Raw genomic sequence first — 19246 nt, forward strand, 5'->3', positions numbered from 1 at the left:
TAGCTGCTAAGAAGCCTGCTGCTAAAAAAGTAGCTGCTAAGAAGCCTGCTGCTAAAAAAGTAGCTGCTAAGAAGCCTGCTGCTAAAAAAGTAGCTGCTAAGAAGCCTGCTGCTAAAAAAGTAGCTCGTAAAGTAGCAAAAAAAAAGTAAGTAAGCCTGCTGCGAAGAAAGCGGGCTCAGCTGTAAAAAAGCCCGTGGCTAAAAAAGCCGCGCCAAAGACTAGTTCTTTGAATACCGCTGCTGCTTGGCCCTTCCCAACTGGCACACGTCCATAAGCTTTAGCTTGTAGACGGGTGAAGTTCAAAGGGGTCTCTTTTGAGACCCCTTTTTTATTGCCCTAAAAGTAAAAATCTTTAAAAGGCAAAACCAAACGCAGATTTGAACTGCGCTGCAATCTCATCTTTACTGGGTTGATGATTTTGTGGGCCTTGATGGCTAATCTTGATTGAACCCATCAAACTGGCCAGGCGGCCAGTTGTTTCCCAATCCATCGCATTTTCTAGGCCAAAAAGCAGTCCACCACGAAAGGCATCGCCGCAACCGGTTGGATCGATCAGCTTTTCTGCTGGCACTGGTGGGATAGGAATGCATTTATTTTGTGTGTAAATATCAGCACCTTCAGCACCTTTGGTAACAATCAGGGCTTTTACACGTTCAGCAATCTTATCCAAGCTCAGGCCAGTTCTTTGGGAAAGCATTTCACCTTCATAGTCATTGACTGCAAGGTAGCTGGCAATATCAATGAGTTCGAGTAATTCTGGGCCGTTAAACATCGGCAAACCTTGGCCTGGATCAAAAACAAATGGAATATTTGCTTCCGCAAGCTGATGGCAATGCTCCCACATGCCTTGACGACCATCTGGGGCAACAATTCCAAAATGAACAGCCCCTTTTTTATTTTGCGTACGCTCTGTCACTACCTTGGAAACAAGATTGAGGTGAGATTCATTCATGGCCCCCGGATGAAATGCAGTAATTTGGTTGTTGACCTGATCGGTTGTGATCATTGCTTGGGCAGTGAAGGCCTGGGGAATGGTGCGAATATGACTGGCATTGATTTCTAGTCTTTTAAGGTGCTCTAGGTAGGGATCAGCATCGCCACCAACTGTTGCCATGATGATGGGGTCGCCACCAAGCAGGTTCAAGTTGTAGGCAATATTGCCTGCACAGCCGCCAAACTCACGACGCATAGTTGGCACCAAGAACGCCACATTGAGCTTGTGAATCTGGTCAGGCAGAATTTGATCAACAAATTTACCCTCAAAGTTCATGATCGTGTCGTATGCAATAGAACCGCAGATTAGGCTTGCCATAAATTACTTTCTTCTAATAATGATCTGATAGTGGGTGATAGCTTAAGGGTAAATCACGCTGACTCGATAGCCTGCAGCATTTTGAGGCAGTGAAATTGGCAGATTGATAGAGAGAGCCTCTCCTGCGCGCACGCCGACTTGTGAAAAATCTGGATGAGATTCTTGCCATTCATTTGTAAGCCATTCTTGAGGCGTAAATTGCATAGACTCGATCTCATTTTCTTCTGCATCGGTGATCACCAACACCAAATTAGGAGGCAAAACGGGCAATGCAAGTTTATTTTGTAGCTCCACTTGCAGGATTGAATGATTAGGGCCGCCTTTAAGGCCCTCTCGCGCGTTTTCTGGTGATAGTGTGGCAGAAGTTATTTTCCATGCTGAAAAATCGCTTAGAGGGCGATTCACGCACTTTGCTGCCTGACAAATTTTTTCATCTGCGCTGAGTAAAACTGTAAATGCTTTTACAGCAAGTGGATTTGAACTGCCATCGATGTTCGTAGCAAGTTTCGGTAGTAAGAAATTGCGTGATAGGTGCTCACCAAAAATGATGAGCACTAGCGCGCATAGAACGATCAGAGCTAATTTAAGACTTTTTTTTTGAGCCGAAGCGAGTGAATGTGTTTTTGTAGAGTCACTTTGGATTGCTAAAGTGCCATGCAAACAAACCCAACCGTCACTTTCTTTCCAAACCGAGAGTGTTAACCACTGGCTATAGGTTGCAATCACCTCTTCAGCTTGTCTGGCAAGAACACCGGATAGAACGATTCTGCCGCCTGGGCGCATTTTGTTGACTAGTGCCGGAGCAAGTACTTGCAATGGGTTGGCAAGGATATTGGCCATCACAATGTCGTATTTTGTTTCTGCAGCCAACTCTGGAGCACCTTCGGTTGGCAATACAAAGCGAATCACGGTGTGATTAATCTCCGCATTACTGCGCGCCGCGACCATAGCTTGGGGATCGATATCGGTTCCTACTACGGGATTGCAGCCAAGTTTTGCTGCTGCAATCGCTAGAATTCCGGACCCACAGCCGTAATCGAGCAAACTTTGCTTTTCTAGATTGGTATTTTGTTCAAGCCACAATAGGCATAAATGGGTGGTGGGGTGACTGCCTGTACCAAATGCTAATCCTGGATCGACTGCAAGACAGATTGCATTGGGATCAGTAGGGGTGTCATGCCAAGAGGGGACTACCCAAATACGCTCGCCAATTTGAATGGGTGCAAACTGACTTTGGGTAAGGCGAACCCAGTCTTGCTCCTCAACTATTTTTTCTTGTGGGGCTGTCAGTGCAAATCCAGCTTCTTTCAAGGCAATCAGCAATTGCGGAATGAAGTTTTCTGCCCCAGAATCGTCAATATCGGGATTGAATAGCGCTGTGACTGAGGATCGATCCCAGGCCTGCACTTCTGGTGATAGGCCAGGCTCTCCATAGAGGGGGTTTTCGTCGTAGCCACCTGCAGCATCATCTTCGACGGTGACTGAAAGCGCACCCAATTCAAGTAATGCATCACCCAGGGGCTCTGCAGTCTCGGCTACTACGGTAAAGATTAACTCACGATAAGACATGCAGGGATCTCGGTTAAATAGAAAAGCTTATGCTTTGCCGCGGCTCGCAGCTTGCTCTTCAAGGCGGTGCTCTAAATAATGAATATTGGTGCCACCTTCAATGAAATTAGGGTCAAGCATGAGTTCGCGATGCAGAGGTACGTTAGTTGTTATGCCGTCAATCACCATTTCTGAGAGTGCAATTTGCATCCGGCGGATTGCTTGTTCGCGTGTATTGCCATAGGAAATCAACTTACCAATCATTGAATCGTAGTTCGATGGGACCATATATCCACTGTAAGCATGGGAATCGACACGAATACCAGGGCCACCAGGCATATGCCAGGATTGGATGCGTCCTGGGCTTGGCGTGAACTTAAATGGATCTTCGGCATTTAAGCGGCATTCAATCGCATGACCGCGAAAGACAATATCTTTTTGGCGATAGGACAACTTCAGTCCCGCAGCAATACGAATCTGCTCCTGCACAATATCTACGCCAGTGATCATTTCAGTGACTGGGTGCTCAACTTGCACTCGGGTATTCATCTCAATAAAGAAAAATTCACCGTTTTCATAGAGAAACTCAAAAGTGCCAGCGCCACGATAACCAATTTTTCTGCATGCTTCTGCGCAACGTTCACCAATTTTGGCAATTAAGCGGCGATCAATACCAGGCGCAGGCGCTTCTTCGATTACTTTTTGGTGTCGACGTTGCATTGAGCAATCACGCTCTCCTAACCAAATCGCATTGCCATGGGTATCAGCCAAAATTTGAATCTCTACATGGCGTGGCTTCTCCAGAAATTTCTCCATATAGACTTCTGGATTGCCAAAAGCACGACCAGCTTCTTCTTTGGTCATGTTGACCGCATTAATAAGAGCGGCTTCTGTATGAACGACGCGCATCCCGCGACCGCCACCACCTCCAGCAGCCTTAATAATGACTGGGTAGCCAACGCGTTTTGCCGTAGCAATAATTTCCTTAGGGTTTTCAGGTAAAGCACCTTCGGATCCAGGTACACACGGCACGCCCGCTTTAATCATGGCGTGTTTTGCTGAAACTTTGTCTCCCATCAGGCGAATCGATTCGGCTCTGGGACCAATAAAAGCATAGCCAGACTTTTCAACGCGTTCGGCAAAGTCGGCATTCTCAGAAAGAAATCCATAGCCAGGATGAATGGCTTCTGCATCAGTTACCTCTGCCGCAGAAATAATGGCTGGCATATTCAGGTAGCTTAGGGGAGAGGGTGCTGGCCCAATACAGACTGCTTCATCAGCTAGCTTGACGTATTTAGCTTCTTTATCGGCAGTTGAATAAACAACAACAGTCTTAATTCCCAACTCGCGACATGCGCGTTGGATACGGAGAGCAATTTCCCCCCGATTGGCGATCAGAATCTTAGAGAACATATCGGCTCTGAGTTAGGTAACAGTAGGAAGGATTGCTTAAAGGAGTTTTACGCAATGATGAAAAGCGGTTGGTCGAATTCAACGCCTTGTCCGTTTTCACACAGAATTTGCTTAATCACACCTTCTTTTTCTGCTTCAATTTCGTTTAGCAACTTCATTGCTTCAATGATGCACAGCGTTTGACCTACTTTGACGCTGTCACCCACTTTGACAAAATCAGGCGATTCCGGGTTTGGTGCCCGGTAGAAAGTACCAACCATTGGTGAGCGAGCAACGAATCCAGTTTCAGCTGGGGTTTCTGCAATGGGAGCGGCTGCTACTGGAATAGCTGCTACTGGAGCAGCCTGCATGACTTGGGGTGCAGGGTTGGCATAGACAACTTGCCCAGTAGGGGCGGGTGATCCAGCATTCACAATGCGAACGCGATCTTCACCTTCGTTGACTTCCAATTCGGAAATACCAGATTCAGCAACGAGGTCGATCAGGGTTTTGAGTTTTCTAAGATCCATGGAAATACTTCCTCTCTTTTGATGCTTGATTAATCTTTATTTTTGCAAACGGGCAATGGCAGCTTGTAATGCCAGCTCGTAGCCAATGGCGCCTAGTCCGCAAATCACCCCAGTAGCAATATCAGATAAGTAAGAGTGCTTACGGAACTCTTCGCGTTGATGAATATTTGAAAGATGAATTTCGGTAAAAGGAATGGCTACACCTGCTAAGGCATCGCGTAATGCCACACTGGTATGAGTAAAGGCACCTGGATTGATGATGATGAAATCAACCCCATCTTGTTTGGCTTTTTGTACTCGGTCGATTAACTGGCCCTCATGATTGCTTTGATAAGTATCTAGGTCGACAGAATGGGCTTTGGCGATTTCACCTAGCTTTGCGTGAATATCTGCCAAGGTAGTTTTGCCATAAACCTCGGGTTCACGGGTGCCGAGTAGATTGAGATTTGGTCCTTGAATTACAAGAATTGAAGCTTTTTTCGACATAGATCGATATTTTTAAATGCAGTTAGGTGTTAATAAGGAAATTACACTTTTTGCTACAAAGCCGCTTTTCAATCAAAGCAGGTGCTTCAATAATGCATAAAGTATACCTCGCAAGCTCATAAAAACTCCCTGAAAACTGGGGAGTTTTTATATTTTTGAGCGAAGTTAAAGCATTTTGCTGAAAAATATTACCCCTCGTTATCTAGAAGGGGTTTTAAGAAAATTGGTTAAATTGAATTAATTGTTGCTAAAAAGCCGAATTTATTGCCTTTTTAAGTCTATCTTCATCTATCTTACCCAATTTAGTGTCGATCACTTTACTTTGCGGAGAGACCACAACGGTATAAGGTAGGGCGGACTGGGTATTGCCAAGCGACTTATAAATACTGCTGGCATTCATTCCACCCATCACAATCGGATAGGAAACTGGGGTCTTTTTAAGAAAATCACGTACGTTAGAGGGTGAGTCAACGGCGATGCCTACAAATAAGACATTTTTCCCGGAAAATTGCCTTTGCAGCTGATCCAATTGTGGCATTTCTTCAACGCATGGGGGGCACCAGGAGGCCCAAAAATTGAGAACCAGCACTTTTCCTTCCCATGCGCTGGTATTGATAGCCTTTCCATCAGGTGACTGCCATTCATTAGTAAATACTGCTTTGACGGCCTCTTCATTTACAGCCCTGTTTTGAGAAAACCAATGCGAGCTAAATGCGCCTGCCATGAGGGCTAAAAAACAAATTCCGATGATGGTGATCCATTGTCTGCGGTTCATAGCGAGTCCTTAGCTAAAATTCGATGATGCATATTCATATCTTGGGCATTTGCGGCACATTCATGGGCGGCATTGCCGCAATCGCACGACAAGCCGGTCATCGAGTTACCGGCTGCGATGCGAACGTCTACCCGCCAATGAGCACTCAGCTTGAGTCTCAGGGCATCGAGCTCATCGAGGGGTTTTCTCCTGACCAATTATTGCAGTTTGAGACGATGCCTGATTTATTTGTGATTGGGAATGTGGTTTCTCGCGGCAATCCATTGATGGAAGCTATTCTGAACCAAGGTTTGCCATACACCTCTGGCCCTCAGTGGTTAGGTGAACAAGTTTTATTTGGACGGCACGTCTTAGCAGTTGCGGGTACGCATGGGAAAACAACCACCTCGGCCATGCTGACCTGGATTTTGGAATTTAATGGTTATCAGCCTGGTTATTTGATTGGGGGCGTTCCTCTCAATTTCACGGTATCAGCGCGCTTGGGCGAGAGTGAGTACTTTGTTATCGAGGCAGACGAATATGACACCGCCTTTTTTGATAAACGCAGCAAATTTGTTCATTACCGCCCGCGAACAGCGCTCTTGAATAACTTGGAATTTGATCATGCCGACATTTTTGCGGACCTCTTGGCAATCGAAACTCAATTTCATCATCTCGTTCGAACTGTACCTGGTGATGGTTTATTGGTAGTCAACGGTGAGGAGCCTGCCTTGGAGCGAGTCATTGCTCGCGGTGCATGGGCGCCTGTGGAGCGGTTTGGGCAAGCCGCTCAGAATGAATGGTCTTTGGTATCCCAAGCACATGACGGCTTTAGTGTGTTGCATTTGGGTAAAGAGCTTGCTCAAGTGACATGGGCTCCAGACTCTGGGGTAATGGGGCGCCATAACCAACTCAACGCATTGGCTGCAATTGCTGCAGCCAATCATATTGGCATCTCACCAGTCGATAGTGCTAAAGCATTAGCGCAATTTAAAAATGTAAAGCGACGTCTAGAAACGATTGGCATTCGAAATGACATCACTGTCTATGATGATTTTGCGCATCACCCTACAGCGATTACCACTACGGTAGATGGCTTGCGTCGTCGTGTTGGGCAGGCGCGCATCTTGGCCGTACTGGAGCCACGCTCGAACACGATGAAACTCGGTGTGATGAAAGCCCAGTTGCCTGATAGCTTAAGTATGGCGGACAAAGTATTTGCCTATGGGGCAAATGCAGGAAAAGAGTCCTTGGGTTGGGATCTTACGGAAGTGTTTTCTCCCTTAAATACGGTGGCGGCTGATAAGGCAAAAGCATTTGATAATTTAGATGCTTTGGTCAATGCGGTTGTTAGTGAGGCCAAGCCAGGCGATCACATCTTGGTGATGAGTAATGGCGGATTTGGTGGCGTGCACCAAAAAATATTGAGCGCACTATAAGTCGACTCGCGATATAGAAAGAAAAAGATGGGTAAACGTTTAGAAGATAAAGTGGCGATTGTTACGGGCTCGGCCAAGGGCATCGGTTTTGCTACAGCACAACGTTTTGCCCAGGAGGGCGCTAAAGTAATCATTGCTGACGTAAATCCTGTGGCAGTTGAAAATGCTGCTGCACAGATTCCTGGCTCTGAGGGCTATGTGATGAACGTGACTGAGCGTGCCAGCATTCAAGCTGCGGTAGATCAAATCATGCAACGCTATGGTCGGATTGATATCTTGATTAATAACGCGGGCATTACACAAGATGCGCGTCTAGTGAAGATGACTGAGGCGCAATTTGATGCAGTCATTGACGTCAATCTCAAAGGTGTTTTTAACTGCACCCAATTGATTGTGCCGCATATGCTTGAAGCGGGTCAAGGTGCGATTGTGAATGCCTCCAGTGTGGTGGGTATCTACGGTAATTTTGGACAAACCAATTACTCGGCAACGAAATTTGGTGTCATTGGCTTTACCAAAACGTGGGCACGTGAATTGGGCCCCAAGGGAATTCGGGTCAATGCTGTCTGCCCAGGATTTATTTCCACTGAAATGGTCAAAGCCATGCCAGAAAATATCCTAAAAGATATCGAAAAACGAAGTTGGTTAGGACGCTTGGGTACTCCTGAGGAAATGGCCAATGTGTATTTATTTTTAGCGAGTGATGAAGCAAGCTACGTCAATGGCGTAGCGCTTGAGGCCAGCGGCGGAATCTCCCTCTAAATATGCATCTCTTATACGAAGAAGGTGGCGATATCAAAATCGCCACGGTGCAATCTACCTCTGGTGAAGGCGATGCCCAATCATGGCAAGCCACGAGTCTGACCGGCAAAAAGATCAAACTGAAAGCCAAAGAAGTGTGGCTTCGATTTGAAAAACCAGAAGCCCAACTGGTAATGGATGAAGCACACTCTTTATCCACAGAAATCGATTTGCAGTTTCTGTGGGACTGCGCTCCTGAAGAAGAATTTAGTTTGCTTGAAGTATCACAAGAATATTTTGGTGCTGGCGCGAGTATTTCTCAGCAAGCTTCCTTGGCAATTGCACTGCAAGGCGCTCCCGTTTTCTTTCGCCGCAAAGGCAGAGGTCGTTTCCAAAGGGCGCCACTAGAGCAATTGCAAGCAGGTTTAGCTGCATTAGAGCGTAAGAAAAAAGAATTAGAGCAACAAACGATTTGGCAAGAAGAGTTGATTGTGGGCATCTTTCCTGAAGACTTGAAATCTCAGGCGCACCAATTATTGTTTGCTCCAGATAAAAATACTTCAGCCTATAAGGCTTTGAGTGCGGCTTGCACGCAGACCGGAGAAACACCGGCGCAATTAATGATTCGTTGCAAGGCGATTGCTTCCCCTTTGGACTATCACCAGGGCTTGTTCCTGAAGTCATATTTTCCAAAGGGCGCCCATTACAACCCTGGTATCACTATTGATCAAGGCGCTTACGCGGCAGCAATACAAGAGCTCCCGATTGCGGAGGTAAGTGCTTTCTCAATCGATGATTCAGGAACTACAGAAATTGATGATGCCTTGTCCGTGACCCTATTACCAAACGGAAATCATCAAATTGGTGTGCATATTGCTGCCCCAGGTTTGGTAATTGCAAGGGATGATGTATTGGATCAGCTAGCACGTCAGAGGATGTCAACGGTCTATTTTCCGGGTGACAAAATCACCATGCTGCCTCCTGCTGTGATAGAACAATTTTCTCTGGATGCGGGCGCATCTCGGCCATCCCTATCGCTTTATGTCGAGATTAATGGGGAAGGCGGGCTTATTTCCGACTCTTTGCACATGCGCGCTGAAATGGTGCCCATTGCCGCCAATTTGCGCCTGGAAGATTTGGAGCACCGAGTTACAGATGAGGCTTTAGCTGATGAAGGTGTGGATTTTCCCTATCGTCATGAGCTTGCTATTTTGTGGAGAGCAGCAAAGTTATTGCATGCAGGGCGCCAAGAGAGACGTCTTGCGAATGGCTTGCGAGCAGAACAATTGGGTGTGATTGATCCCAATGCCTTGGCTCGAGATTTTCACTTCCAGATTAAAAAAGTAGCTGGAATTGAGCGGGTAGAAATTACTCCCCGTCAGCGTGGCTCGATTTTGGATACGATCGTTTCTGAATGGATGATTTATTGCAATAGCGCTGCTGGGCGCTTATTGGCTGAACACGGTCTACCAGGATTGTTTCGTACACAAAAAGGTTGGGGTCCATTGCGTACTCGGATGCAGACGCAGCCCGGTCCGCACGAAGGCTTGGGTTTGGATTGCTATGCCTGGAGTACCTCTCCCTTAAGGCGCTATGCTGATTTAGTAAATCAATGGCAGCTGATTGCTTTAGCTAAACATGGCGTAACGGCCAAGATGGTGGCGCCGTTTGCCCCTAAGGATTCTGCGCTCATGGCTATTGCTGCGGATTTTGAATCTTGCTATCAGGCCTATGCAGAGTACCAAGATCGTATGGAGAAATACTGGTGTTTGCGTTGGATTGAGCAAGAGCCTAATGCAAAAACCGTCTATGTACGCCACCTTAAAGAGGGCATGTCTAGAGTAGAGCCGATTCCCTTGCATTTACCAATTCCTGAGTTGGCAACCCATCTAAGAATGACGCGCGCGAAAGTGGTGATCGATAGCATTGATCTCTTGCAGTTGAGTGCTAGCGTGCGCGTATTGGAGCTTGAGTCTATTGAAAAAGTGTCTGAACAAACTCCTGATACCGCAGAACCTGTGGAAGCTTCAACTGATGATGCCAATCCCAGCTAAGCTAGAGCACTCCAATGTAGTAGTGAAGGCGATTGCATTTAAAGACTTCCTTCGTAGTGCCTGGCAGCAGCATCCCTTGTACTGCGCCTTAGTCGTTTCACTTTTAATTCACATGATTTTTCTATCCTTCCGTTGGGGAATAGGTGAAATTCAAAACAGGCGTCTCAACACCCCTTTAAGTGTGGTGCTTGTAAATGCAAGTCATCAACAAGCTCCAAAACAAGCAAATAAATTAGCGCAGGCCGATTTACAGGGTGGTGGTAGCGCTGATGAGCAAGATGCCACGGCATTGCATCGTGCTCGCTTGGGGGCCCAAGCCCGCATTGAGGTTTTGGAGAAGCAGCAAAAACAAATGTTGGCAAAGCTTGATGCACAACGAGCACGTACTAGCGGCGGCAAGAGTGGCGAAGAGCAGAAACTTATGACCCAACTGAATTCACTACAAGCAGAACTTGCAAAACGCTTGCAAGCGAATGGACGCCAACCGCGCCGCGTGGTCCTGAGTGGTGCTAGTACAAAAGCGGTTTCTTTTGCTCAATATTTCGATGCAATGCGTCAAAAGATTGAAGTCTATGGCAGCACCTTTTTTCCACAGGCTAATGGCCGACCTTTATATGGCAGCTTGGTGATTGTGATCAGTGTTGACTCTCAAGGAAGGATTACTAGTAATGCAAAAGGGCAAGATGGAGTGAGTATTGGACGTAGCTCAGGTAATCCAGAGCTCGATCGTCAAGCTCTTGCCATTGTGCGGGCCTCTGCCCCCTTTGGACCATTTCCGCTTGCAATGCGCAATCAGATTGATGTGCTCGATTGGGTTTCCACCTTTGAATTTACTCGCGATAGTGTTGACCACTTAGAGCTACGCCACCAATCAAATTCTAAAAATTAGCTTATCCTCTAACTAGTATGAACCCACCAAGCCCATCCTCAATTCATATCGATCCTGCCCAATATCCAGGGGTAGATGTATATGCTGTGGCTGGCAATCCGATCGCTCATAGCAAGTCACCCAGTATTCACCATCGCTTTGCAGAACAAGCAAAGCAAGCAATTCATTACGGCAGATTAGAACCTGAGCTCAATGCATTTGAGCAGGCGGTGAGTACGTTTTTCTCTGCAGGTGGCAAGGGTATGAATGTCACTGTGCCATTCAAGTTAGAGGCGTATGCACTTGCTGATGTCTTAACCCCGCGTGCACAACTAGCAGGAGCTGTGAATACCCTTTGGATGTCAGATAGCAAGCTTTATGGAGACAACACCGATGGCGCTGGTTTAATAAGAGATCTATTAGCACAAGGTATTTCACTGCAGGGCGCAAGAGTGCTGGTATTGGGTGCTGGTGGTGCCACCCGCGGTGTGATCGGGCCGCTTTTGGAGCAGTTACCAGCCAGCTTGACGATTGCCAATCGGACTGATCAAAAAGCGCTTGAGTTGGTAAATATGTTTGCGCAGTTGGCAAAGACTAAAGAGGTCATATTCAGCGCATGCACGCTATCTGATCTTGAGTCTCATACCAAGACGCCTGCGCCGTTCAACCTGGTCATTAATGCCACAGCTTCTGGGCTTGCTGATCAGTCTCCATTGACTGCAGGTGCGGCCTCTACTATTTTTGTCCCAAGTTCATTTGCCTATGACATGGTCTATGGGAAGATAACCCCCTTTATGCAGCAGGCGATAGGGCATGGAGCCCGTGTCAGTGATGGCTTGGGTATGCTGGTAGAGCAGGCTGCAGACGCCTTCTTAATTTGGCGAGGAGCAAACTTAGCCCATTCAATTGATCCACGTGCAGTACTGGCAGCACTGCGCAGTTAAACCTATGCGCTGGCTCAGTTATTTTCTGAAGTGTGTATTGGGTAGTTTGCTAGCGATGCAAATCTACTTTGTGATTCAGATTGGCGTATGGAGTACGCTCAATCCAAGTAGCACCGCTTTTCAACGATCCGAGCAATGGCGCTTGTGCTCTTGGCACCTTTCGTGCCCCATCCAAAAAACCTGGACACCATATAACCGAATCTCAGCAAATGTAAAGCGGGCTATTTTGGTGAGTGAAGACGATATCTTTTTTCAGCACAAGGGTGTGCGTGTTGAGGATATGCAAAAAGCCTGGGAAAAAAATAAAGAGCAAGCTCACCAACATGGGAGTCAGTCTAAGATTGCCTTAAGAGGTGGTTCAACTATCACGCAGCAGTTGGCAAAAAATCTTTTTTTATCCTCAGAGCAAAACTATTTCCGCAAAACGCAAGAATTAATCATTACTGGCTTATTAGAGCTCATGCTTACAAAGCAGCGTATTTTTGAGATTTACCTAAATTCAGTCGAGTGGGGTGAAGGGGTTTTTGGTATTGGCGCAGCTTCTGTACATTACTTTGGCGTCAGCCCAGAAAATCTCAGTAGAGAGCAGGCCGCGATTTTGGCAGCAGCCCTCCCGGCTCCAAAATGCTTTGATAAGACGCAATATTGTCGTCGGGCTAACTTCAATTTTCCTGCACGGCAAGATTTTATTTTGGAGAACATGGATCGGGTTGTCCTGGCGCCAGTCCCCAAAAAAGCTGCTAGTCGGTAATTTTCACTGCAGCCCGAAGTGCATCTCTGGTGCTGATAGCCACCGCTCGAGCGGTGGCTGCAAAGTCTGCGCCTGAACTGGCATACAGAATCGCCCTAGATGAGTTGATCATCATGCCTGTCCCGGGACGATGAGCGATGCTGCCGGCTTTGACGGTTGCATCAATATCGCCACCTTGAGCACCAATCCCAGGAATTAAAAGAGGCATTTCTCCCACAATAGCTCGTACTTTGGCAATTTCATCTGGGAATGTGGCACCCACCACCAGGCTTAATTGACCCGAGCTATTCCATTTTTCTGCCGCTAAGCGAGCTACGTGCAAGTAAAGCGGTTCGCCGCTGGGCGCAATATTTAAAAATTGGAGATCTGATCCACCGGGATTGGAGGTGCGGCACAACACAATGACACCTTTACCGGCGTGTTTGAGGTAGGGCTCTACTGAATCAAAACCCATGTAAGGGTTAACGGTTACTGCATCAGCCCCATAACGATCGAAGGCTTCGAGCGCATAGTGTTCGGCAGTACTGCCGATATCTCCCCGTTTTGAGTCCAGTATGACTGGAATATGAGGATATTTATTTTTAAGGTGCTTGACGAGTTTTTCTAGCTGGGATTCCGCGCCTTGAGAGGCGAAGTAGGCAAACTGGGGCTTAAAAGCGCAGACTAAATCAGCTGTGGCATCAGCGATCTCTCGGCAAAACTCAAAAATACCTTCAGATTTCCCCTGAAGCGATGGGGGCAAGCGCTTTGGGTCTGGGTCAAACCCAACACACAGCATACTGCCTTGGGAAGCCCATGTGGATTGGAGTTGCTCGTTAAAGGTTTTTGGGTTTGAGTTCATTTGATTTGCGCTTAGTTTAATGAAACTACTATCTCTATAGGATAAACTAGCGCACATTCCTTAGGAGTCCACCATGATCAACTTGTTCGTCCTACAAAATGGCCGACTCTCTCAAGAGCAAGTCGAAGATCGCAATGAATTGTTGCAATATTCAAATCCGATTTGGATCGACGTGGTTGATCCAGAAGAGGAAGAGCTTGTCTGGATTAAAGAAGCTTTTGGTGTCTTATTGCCTGAATTGGATGATTTGGGCGACTTAGAAGCATCAGCCCGCTATTTTGAAGCGGATGACGGTCACTTGCATATTCGCACCGATTTCTTATTGGATGAAGAGGAAACCTCCCGAAATATTCGAGTGGCTTTTGTATTGACCAAACAAGTCTTATTCTCCATTCACGATGAAGATTTACCCGTTTTCCGATTGGTGCGTTTACGCGCGCGTTTGCGTCCTGGTTCTGTGAGTAATGCAAAAGATGTGTTGCTTGATCTGTATTCAACCGATGCTGAATATTCTGCAGATGCCTTGGAAGAGGTTTATGAAAACCTCGAGCTGGCAGGAAAAAAAGTACTTTCCGATGACATTAATGACTCGGAAGCGGAAGAGGTTTTGGAAACCATTGCTAAAGAAGAAGATACGAATGGTCGTATTCGTCGTAATGTGATGGATACGCGCCGCGCCTTATCTTTTTTAATGCGCAGTAAATTACTCTCTGATGAGCAACAGGAAGAGGCGCGCCAGATTTTGCGCGACATTGATTCTCTTGAAAACCATACTGCTTTTTTGTTCGATAAGATCAACTTCTTGATGGATGCTACGGTAGGTTTTATTAATCTGAACCAAAGTAAGATTATTAAGATCTTCTCGGTGGTATCGGTTGCCTTGATGCCACCAACTTTATTGGCCAGTATCTGGGGTATGAATTACAAACATATTCCTGAGCTGGATTTAGAGTGGGGCTATCCATTAGCGCTGGTGTTGATGTTGATCTCGGCGATTATCCCGCTGTGGTACTTCCATCACAAAGGTTGGATGAAATAATCCTTGCTTATGGATGGCTGGCAAGTAAGTGAATAAGCTCAGTGAGGGCGTATTCACAAGCTTGCATGCGTACCCTCGAGCGGTCACCCTCAAAGTGCATGGTTTTGTAGGTGGTATGTTTTGCATCATCACCCAGCGCCCAAGCAAAGCAGACCGTTCCCACTGGCTTTTCGGGTGAGCCACCAGTGGGGCCAGCGATACCTGTAATAGAAATGGCGACATTGACCGCAGCATTCTTTCTTGCGCCCTGTGCCATCGAGATTGCCACCGGTTCACTGACTGCGCCAAAGGAGTCAATCATTTCGATTGGTACGCCCAAGCACTCTACTTTAGCTTGATTGCTATAGGTGATATAAGCGCGCTCAAACCAAGCGCTAGAGCCTGGTAATTCAGTCAGTGCAGCACTTACGAGGCCGCCAGTACAGGATTCGGCAAGGGCCAAAGTCCAGCCTCGCGCAATCAAGGCATTCCCAACAGCTTGACTCAGGCTTAGGTTCATTTATGAGAATTGTTTTAGGGTAACTTGAACGAGAGCAAAGGCTATCAGGGTGAAGAAGGCCGCAGCCAAATCATCGACCACGATACCAAAGCCTCGCCACCAGATTTCAAAATGGCTTGAGGGAGCATCGCTGGTATTCCCTTCGAGGGTTTTGAAATAGCGATCAATCCATCCAATGGGGCCTGGCTTTACCGCATCGAAAAATCGAAAGAGAGCAAATGCTAATAGCTGCCAGTAAATAGAGCTGGGCGAGATAAGCAGCAAGATCAACCAAAAGCTCACAATTTCATCCCAAACAATGCCACCAAAATCTTTTTTGCCTAATTCTTCACTCACCTGGCCACAAATCAGACAGCCCAAAACAAGCCCAATGCCAATAATCCACCAGCATTGCCAGCGCTCTAAAAATAGAGTCCCAATGAGAAATGTTGCCCAAGCCCAAAGACTGCCTGCTGTACCAGGTGCGATTTGACTTAGTCCACTGCCAAAGCCAAATGCCAGGATTCGGTTGATCTTTTGGAAGACCCAGCCTAGTGTCGGGGTCGCACTAGTTGTTGTGTTGATATGCAGATTCATGCAAAGTGATCAAAAGATCGCAGCAGACTGGCCGTGGCATCTTTATCGAGCAGTTGACCAGTAGAGTCTATTAAATCAATGGAGGGCTTGCTATTGCGCATGGCTTTAATAGTACCAATTCGAGCCAGGGGAAGAGATAGTTCTTGGCTGATTTGATTTAAGCGATCACGCTGCTCTTGCTTGGCTGTAAAACACAATTCATAGTCATCTCCACCACAGGCAGCAAACTGATTCTGGATAGTTTCACTTTGCTGCAATAGCAGCCCAGATTTAGGTAATTTCCCAAGTAATATTTCCGCATCAACATGAGACTGCTCAAGGATGTGCATCAGATCCCCCAGTAAGCCATCTGAAATATCAAGCGCGGCGCTCGCAACGCCTTGGAGACTTTGCCCAAGAGTGATACGCGGTTCAGGTTGGTGCATGCGCATTTGAATTGATTGGAGGTCGGGCGCAGAGATGGTTAATTCATGACGCAGTGCAGCAAGAGTCAATCTTGCATCACCCAGTGTTCCTGAAACCCAGATGTCATCCTGTACTTTTGCGCCTGATCTACGAATGGCTTTTTCCTTGGGAATAGAGCCAAATGCAGTGATCGAGATGGTTAGAGGTCCGGCGGTTGTGTCACCCCCAATGAGGGGGCATGTGTATTTATTGGCGATCTCAAATAGACCTTGGCTAAAGGCCTCTAGCCAGTGCCCATCAGCATGCGGTAGTGCTAACGCTAAAGTGAAACCTAGTGGCTTTGCGCCCATGGCAGCAAGGTCTGAGAGGTTTACGGCTAAGGCTTTGTATCCTAGGGACCGAGGGTCGACATTCTTGAAAAAATGCCCGCCTTCAACCAGCATATCGCTTGTAATCGCCAGCTCTTCGCCCACCGCTTCTTTTAGGATGGCGCAGTCATCACCAATCCCAAGCAGGACTCGTGAACCAGCGTCGGATTTGCCCTGGGCAAGCATTGCATCCGACTCCATTTTGAAGTAACGGGCTATGAGTTCGAATTCGCCAAGTTGAGAAGACATGCCCCATTTTAGGACTCTTGGACCTTCGCCACGCGAGAGGACTAGAATAAGAAACTTCACTATGACTTAATAATGAGTTAATCGATGAGCAAAGAACGCAACAAAGAACAAGAAATTGCCGATTTAAGAGCGGCAGCCCTTCACTATCATGAGTTTCCAGTTCCTGGAAAAATTGAGATTGCCCCCACTAAGCAGTTAACCAATCAACGCGATTTGGCGCTGGCTTATACCCCTGGGGTAGCTGCTGCTTGCGAAGAGATTGCTAAAGATCCGGCAAATGCGTTTCGATATACCGCTAGAGGAAATTTAGTGGGCGTGATCACCAACGGTACTGCCGTACTGGGCCTTGGAAATATTGGCCCGCTGGCAAGTAAGCCGGTGATGGAGGGTAAGGCTGTTCTATTTAAAAAGTTTGCTGGTATCGACGTATTCGATATTGAGGTTAATGAAACCGATCCCGAGAAGTTGGTTGAGATTATTGCTGCACTTGAACCTACTTTTGGCGGCATTAACCTAGAAGATATTAAGGCGCCTGACTGCTTCCTAGTTGAACGTAAATTGCAAGCACGGATGAAAATCCCGGTTTTCCATGACGATCAACATGGCACAGCGATCGTGGTAGCAGCTGCGATTCTGAATGGCTTAAAAGTAGTCGGTAAGAATGTGGGTGACGTGAAACTGGTTACCTCAGGTGCTGGCGCTGCAGCTTTGGCCTGTTTAGATTTATTGGTTGATTTAGGCATCCAACGTAAAAATATCTGGGTGACTGACTTAGCTGGTATTGCCTACAAGGGTCGTAAAGAATTAATGGATCCTGAAAAGGAGCCATTCTGCCAAGAGACAGAATTGAGAACGCTGTCTGAAGCAATTGAAGGGGCTGACATTTTCTTGGGCTTATCTGCTGGTGGTGTACTGAAGCAAGATATGGTGAAGAAAATGGCTGATAAGCCTTTGGTTTATGCATTAGCAAATCCAACACCAGAAATTTTGCCTGAGGAAGTAAAAGCAGTTCGCCCTGATGCAGTGATGGCCACTGGTCGTACTGACTATCCCAATCAGGTCAACAACGTTTTATGCTTCCCATTTATCTTCCGCGGTGCCTTAGATGTGGGCGCAACTACTATCACTCGTGGCATGGAAGTAGCCGCGGTTAAAGCAGTTGCTGAGCTGGCACAAGCTGAGCAGAGTGAGGTGGTTACCTCAGTCTATGGCATTGAAAACCTTTCTTTTGGCCCTGATTATTTAATTCCAAAGCCATTTGATCCGCGTTTAATTACAGCGATTGCTCCAGCAGTTGCAAAAGCGGCGATGGATGATGGTGTTGCGCAGCGTCCGATTAAAGACTTCGATGCTTACCGCAATCAGCTCCAGCAGTTTGTGTACCACTCAGGTACTTTGATGAAGCCCTTGTTCAGCATTGCTAAAAATGTACCTGCTAATCAGAAGCGTATTGTGTTCTCCGAAGGTGAAGATGAGCGCGTCTTACGTGCGGTCCAAATCATTATTGATGAGCGTCTTGCAACACCCATTCTGATTGGTCGCCCTGCTGTCATTGAGTACCGCATCGACAAGTTTGGCTTGCGCATGAAGGCTGGTGAAGACTTTGAGATTGTGAATCCTGAAAGCGATGCACGTTTCCGTGATTTCTGGCAAACCTACCTAAGCTTGACTGAGCGCAAAGGTGTTTCAGAGGCCTATGCAAAATTAGAAACGCGTCGTCGTAATAGTTTGATCGGTAGCCTGTTGGTTAAAAAGGGTATGGCAGACGGCATGATTTCGGGAACGATAGGTAATCTTGCTACCCATCTGAAATATATTGACGAAGTGATTGGCCATGAACCTGGTGCGAATGTTTACGGTGCGATGTCTGGCTTAATTCTTCCTGGGCGCCAAGTGTTCTTAGTTGATACTCACATCAATCTCGATCCAACTGCAGAGCAATTAGCCGAACTTACTTTGATGGCTGCTAGTGAAATGCGGAAATTAGGTATTGTTCCAAAAGTAGCGCTCTTGTCGCATTCAAACTTTGGATCAAGCAATGCGCCATCGGCAATCAAAATGCGTGAAGTATTGGCTTTAATTCAGAAAGCAGATCCTGCGCTCGAGATTGATGGCGAAATGCATGGTGATAGCGCATTAGATGCAACAATTCGTGCCGGTGCAGTGACTTCATCATCACTGCAAGGCGATGCCAATTTATTGGTGATGCCGAATATGGATGCTGCAAATATTTCATACAACTTGCTGAAAACAGCGGCGGGCAATGGCATTGCAATTGGACCACTATTGCTTGGTGTTGCTAAGCCTATTCACATTCTTACTCCGGCAGCAACGGTTCGCCGTATTGTGAATGTGACTACTTTGGCGGTTGTAGAGGCGGCTAGCAATGCAAGAGGGGTGTCTTAAGCAATTTTTTAAATGTAAGTTAGTGATAACAAACATTTATTATT

The 19246-nt window shown here is 46.8% G+C and carries 18 protein-coding genes and 1 pseudogene; 8 read left to right on the forward strand and 11 right to left on the reverse strand.

Annotated elements, in window-relative coordinates:
• Positions 1–352 precede the first annotated feature (352 nt).
• The 7 genes and pseudogenes from M2125_RS00010 to M2125_RS00040 form a co-directional block, all read right to left on the reverse strand.
• Positions 353–1312 (reverse strand): carbohydrate kinase family protein, encoded by a 960-nt coding sequence (locus M2125_RS00010; protein WP_277540489.1) that lies wholly within the window; start codon positions 1310–1312, stop codon positions 353–355.
• Positions 1313–1354: 42 nt separating this feature from the next.
• The gene (locus M2125_RS00015; RefSeq protein WP_269844391.1) at positions 1355–1972 is read right to left on the reverse strand and encodes a DUF3426 domain-containing protein; all 618 of its coding nucleotides are present in this window, start codon (positions 1970–1972) and stop codon (positions 1355–1357) included.
• Positions 1961–2881 (reverse strand): annotated as a pseudogene (prmA, locus tag M2125_RS00020) (50S ribosomal protein L11 methyltransferase); the annotation flags it as partial. The gene M2125_RS00015 and the pseudogene prmA, both read right to left, overlap by 12 nt.
• Positions 2882–2908: 27 nt before the next feature.
• Positions 2909–4273 (reverse strand): acetyl-CoA carboxylase biotin carboxylase subunit, encoded by a 1365-nt coding sequence (gene accC, locus M2125_RS00025; protein ID WP_076023989.1) that lies wholly within the window; start codon positions 4271–4273, stop codon positions 2909–2911.
• A gap of 47 nt (positions 4274–4320) precedes the next feature.
• Positions 4321–4782: an acetyl-CoA carboxylase biotin carboxyl carrier protein gene (gene accB / locus M2125_RS00030; RefSeq protein WP_076023990.1), complete on the reverse strand. Its 462-nt coding sequence runs from the start codon at positions 4780–4782 to the stop codon at positions 4321–4323.
• A 36-nt stretch (positions 4783–4818) separates the two neighbouring features.
• On the reverse strand, positions 4819–5268 hold the full coding sequence (gene aroQ, locus M2125_RS00035; RefSeq protein WP_076023991.1) for a type II 3-dehydroquinate dehydratase: 450 nt from the start codon (positions 5266–5268) through the stop codon (positions 4819–4821).
• Positions 5269–5515: 247 nt separating this feature from the next.
• On the reverse strand, positions 5516–6043 hold the full coding sequence (locus M2125_RS00040; protein ID WP_280742286.1) for a TlpA family protein disulfide reductase: 528 nt from the start codon (positions 6041–6043) through the stop codon (positions 5516–5518).
• Positions 6044–6069: 26 nt separating this feature from the next.
• Between M2125_RS00040 and mpl the strand changes: the two genes are divergently transcribed.
• The 6 genes from mpl to mtgA are packed head-to-tail and all read left to right on the forward strand — an operon-like array spanning position 6070 to position 12819.
• On the forward strand, positions 6070–7461 hold the full coding sequence (mpl, locus tag M2125_RS00045) for a UDP-N-acetylmuramate:L-alanyl-gamma-D-glutamyl-meso-diaminopimelate ligase (protein WP_076024075.1): 1392 nt from the start codon (positions 6070–6072) through the stop codon (positions 7459–7461).
• 27 nt (positions 7462–7488) lie between these two features.
• The gene (gene fabG, locus M2125_RS00050; protein ID WP_076023993.1) at positions 7489–8223 is read left to right on the forward strand and encodes a 3-oxoacyl-ACP reductase FabG; all 735 of its coding nucleotides are present in this window, start codon (positions 7489–7491) and stop codon (positions 8221–8223) included.
• 2 nt (positions 8224–8225) lie between these two features.
• Positions 8226–10256, forward strand: a complete 2031-nt coding sequence (locus tag M2125_RS00055) for a ribonuclease catalytic domain-containing protein (protein WP_076023994.1) — start codon at positions 8226–8228, stop codon at positions 10254–10256.
• Positions 10237–11145 carry a TonB family protein gene (locus M2125_RS00060; protein WP_280742287.1) on the forward strand — a complete coding sequence of 303 codons (909 nt, stop codon included), beginning with the start codon at positions 10237–10239 and terminating at the stop codon, positions 11143–11145. The genes M2125_RS00055 and M2125_RS00060 overlap by 20 nt, the downstream gene beginning before the upstream one ends.
• A 17-nt stretch (positions 11146–11162) precedes the next feature.
• The gene (gene aroE, locus M2125_RS00065) at positions 11163–12068 is read left to right on the forward strand and encodes a shikimate dehydrogenase (protein ID WP_076023995.1); all 906 of its coding nucleotides are present in this window, start codon (positions 11163–11165) and stop codon (positions 12066–12068) included.
• Between the two features lie 4 nt (positions 12069–12072).
• Entirely contained in the window at positions 12073–12819 is a 747-nt protein-coding gene (mtgA, locus tag M2125_RS00070; protein ID WP_280742288.1) for a monofunctional biosynthetic peptidoglycan transglycosylase, read from the forward strand.
• On the opposite strand, the gene pyrF is transcribed toward mtgA, so the two are convergent.
• On the reverse strand, positions 12809–13660 hold the full coding sequence (gene pyrF, locus M2125_RS00075; RefSeq protein ID WP_076024077.1) for an orotidine-5'-phosphate decarboxylase: 852 nt from the start codon (positions 13658–13660) through the stop codon (positions 12809–12811). The two genes, mtgA and pyrF, sit on opposite strands and share 11 nt — an antisense overlap.
• Positions 13661–13733: 73 nt before the next feature.
• Between pyrF and corA the strand changes: the two genes are divergently transcribed.
• Positions 13734–14699: a magnesium/cobalt transporter CorA gene (corA, locus tag M2125_RS00080; RefSeq protein ID WP_076023996.1), complete on the forward strand. Its 966-nt coding sequence runs from the start codon at positions 13734–13736 to the stop codon at positions 14697–14699.
• A 7-nt stretch (positions 14700–14706) separates the two neighbouring features.
• On the opposite strand, the gene M2125_RS00085 is transcribed toward corA, so the two are convergent.
• The 3 genes from M2125_RS00085 to thiL are packed head-to-tail and all read right to left on the reverse strand — an operon-like array spanning position 14707 to position 16796.
• Positions 14707–15198 carry a CinA family protein gene (locus M2125_RS00085; RefSeq protein ID WP_280742289.1) on the reverse strand — a complete coding sequence of 164 codons (492 nt, stop codon included), beginning with the start codon at positions 15196–15198 and terminating at the stop codon, positions 14707–14709.
• Complete coding sequence (locus M2125_RS00090; RefSeq protein ID WP_277540467.1) at positions 15199–15774, reverse strand: phosphatidylglycerophosphatase A family protein; 576 nt, start codon at positions 15772–15774, stop codon at positions 15199–15201.
• Complete coding sequence (gene thiL, locus M2125_RS00095; protein WP_280742290.1) at positions 15771–16796, reverse strand: thiamine-phosphate kinase; 1026 nt, start codon at positions 16794–16796, stop codon at positions 15771–15773. Before thiL ends, M2125_RS00090 begins: the two co-directional genes overlap by 4 nt.
• 84 nt (positions 16797–16880) lie before the next feature.
• Here thiL and M2125_RS00100 point away from each other — a divergent pair, with 84 nt between their 5' ends.
• Positions 16881–19202: an NADP-dependent malic enzyme gene (locus M2125_RS00100; RefSeq protein WP_076024000.1), complete on the forward strand. Its 2322-nt coding sequence runs from the start codon at positions 16881–16883 to the stop codon at positions 19200–19202.
• Positions 19203–19246 lie beyond the last annotated feature (44 nt).

The organism is Polynucleobacter sphagniphilus, from assembly GCF_029892205.1.
Taxonomy (GTDB): Bacteria; Pseudomonadota; Gammaproteobacteria; order Burkholderiales; family Burkholderiaceae; genus Polynucleobacter; species Polynucleobacter sphagniphilus.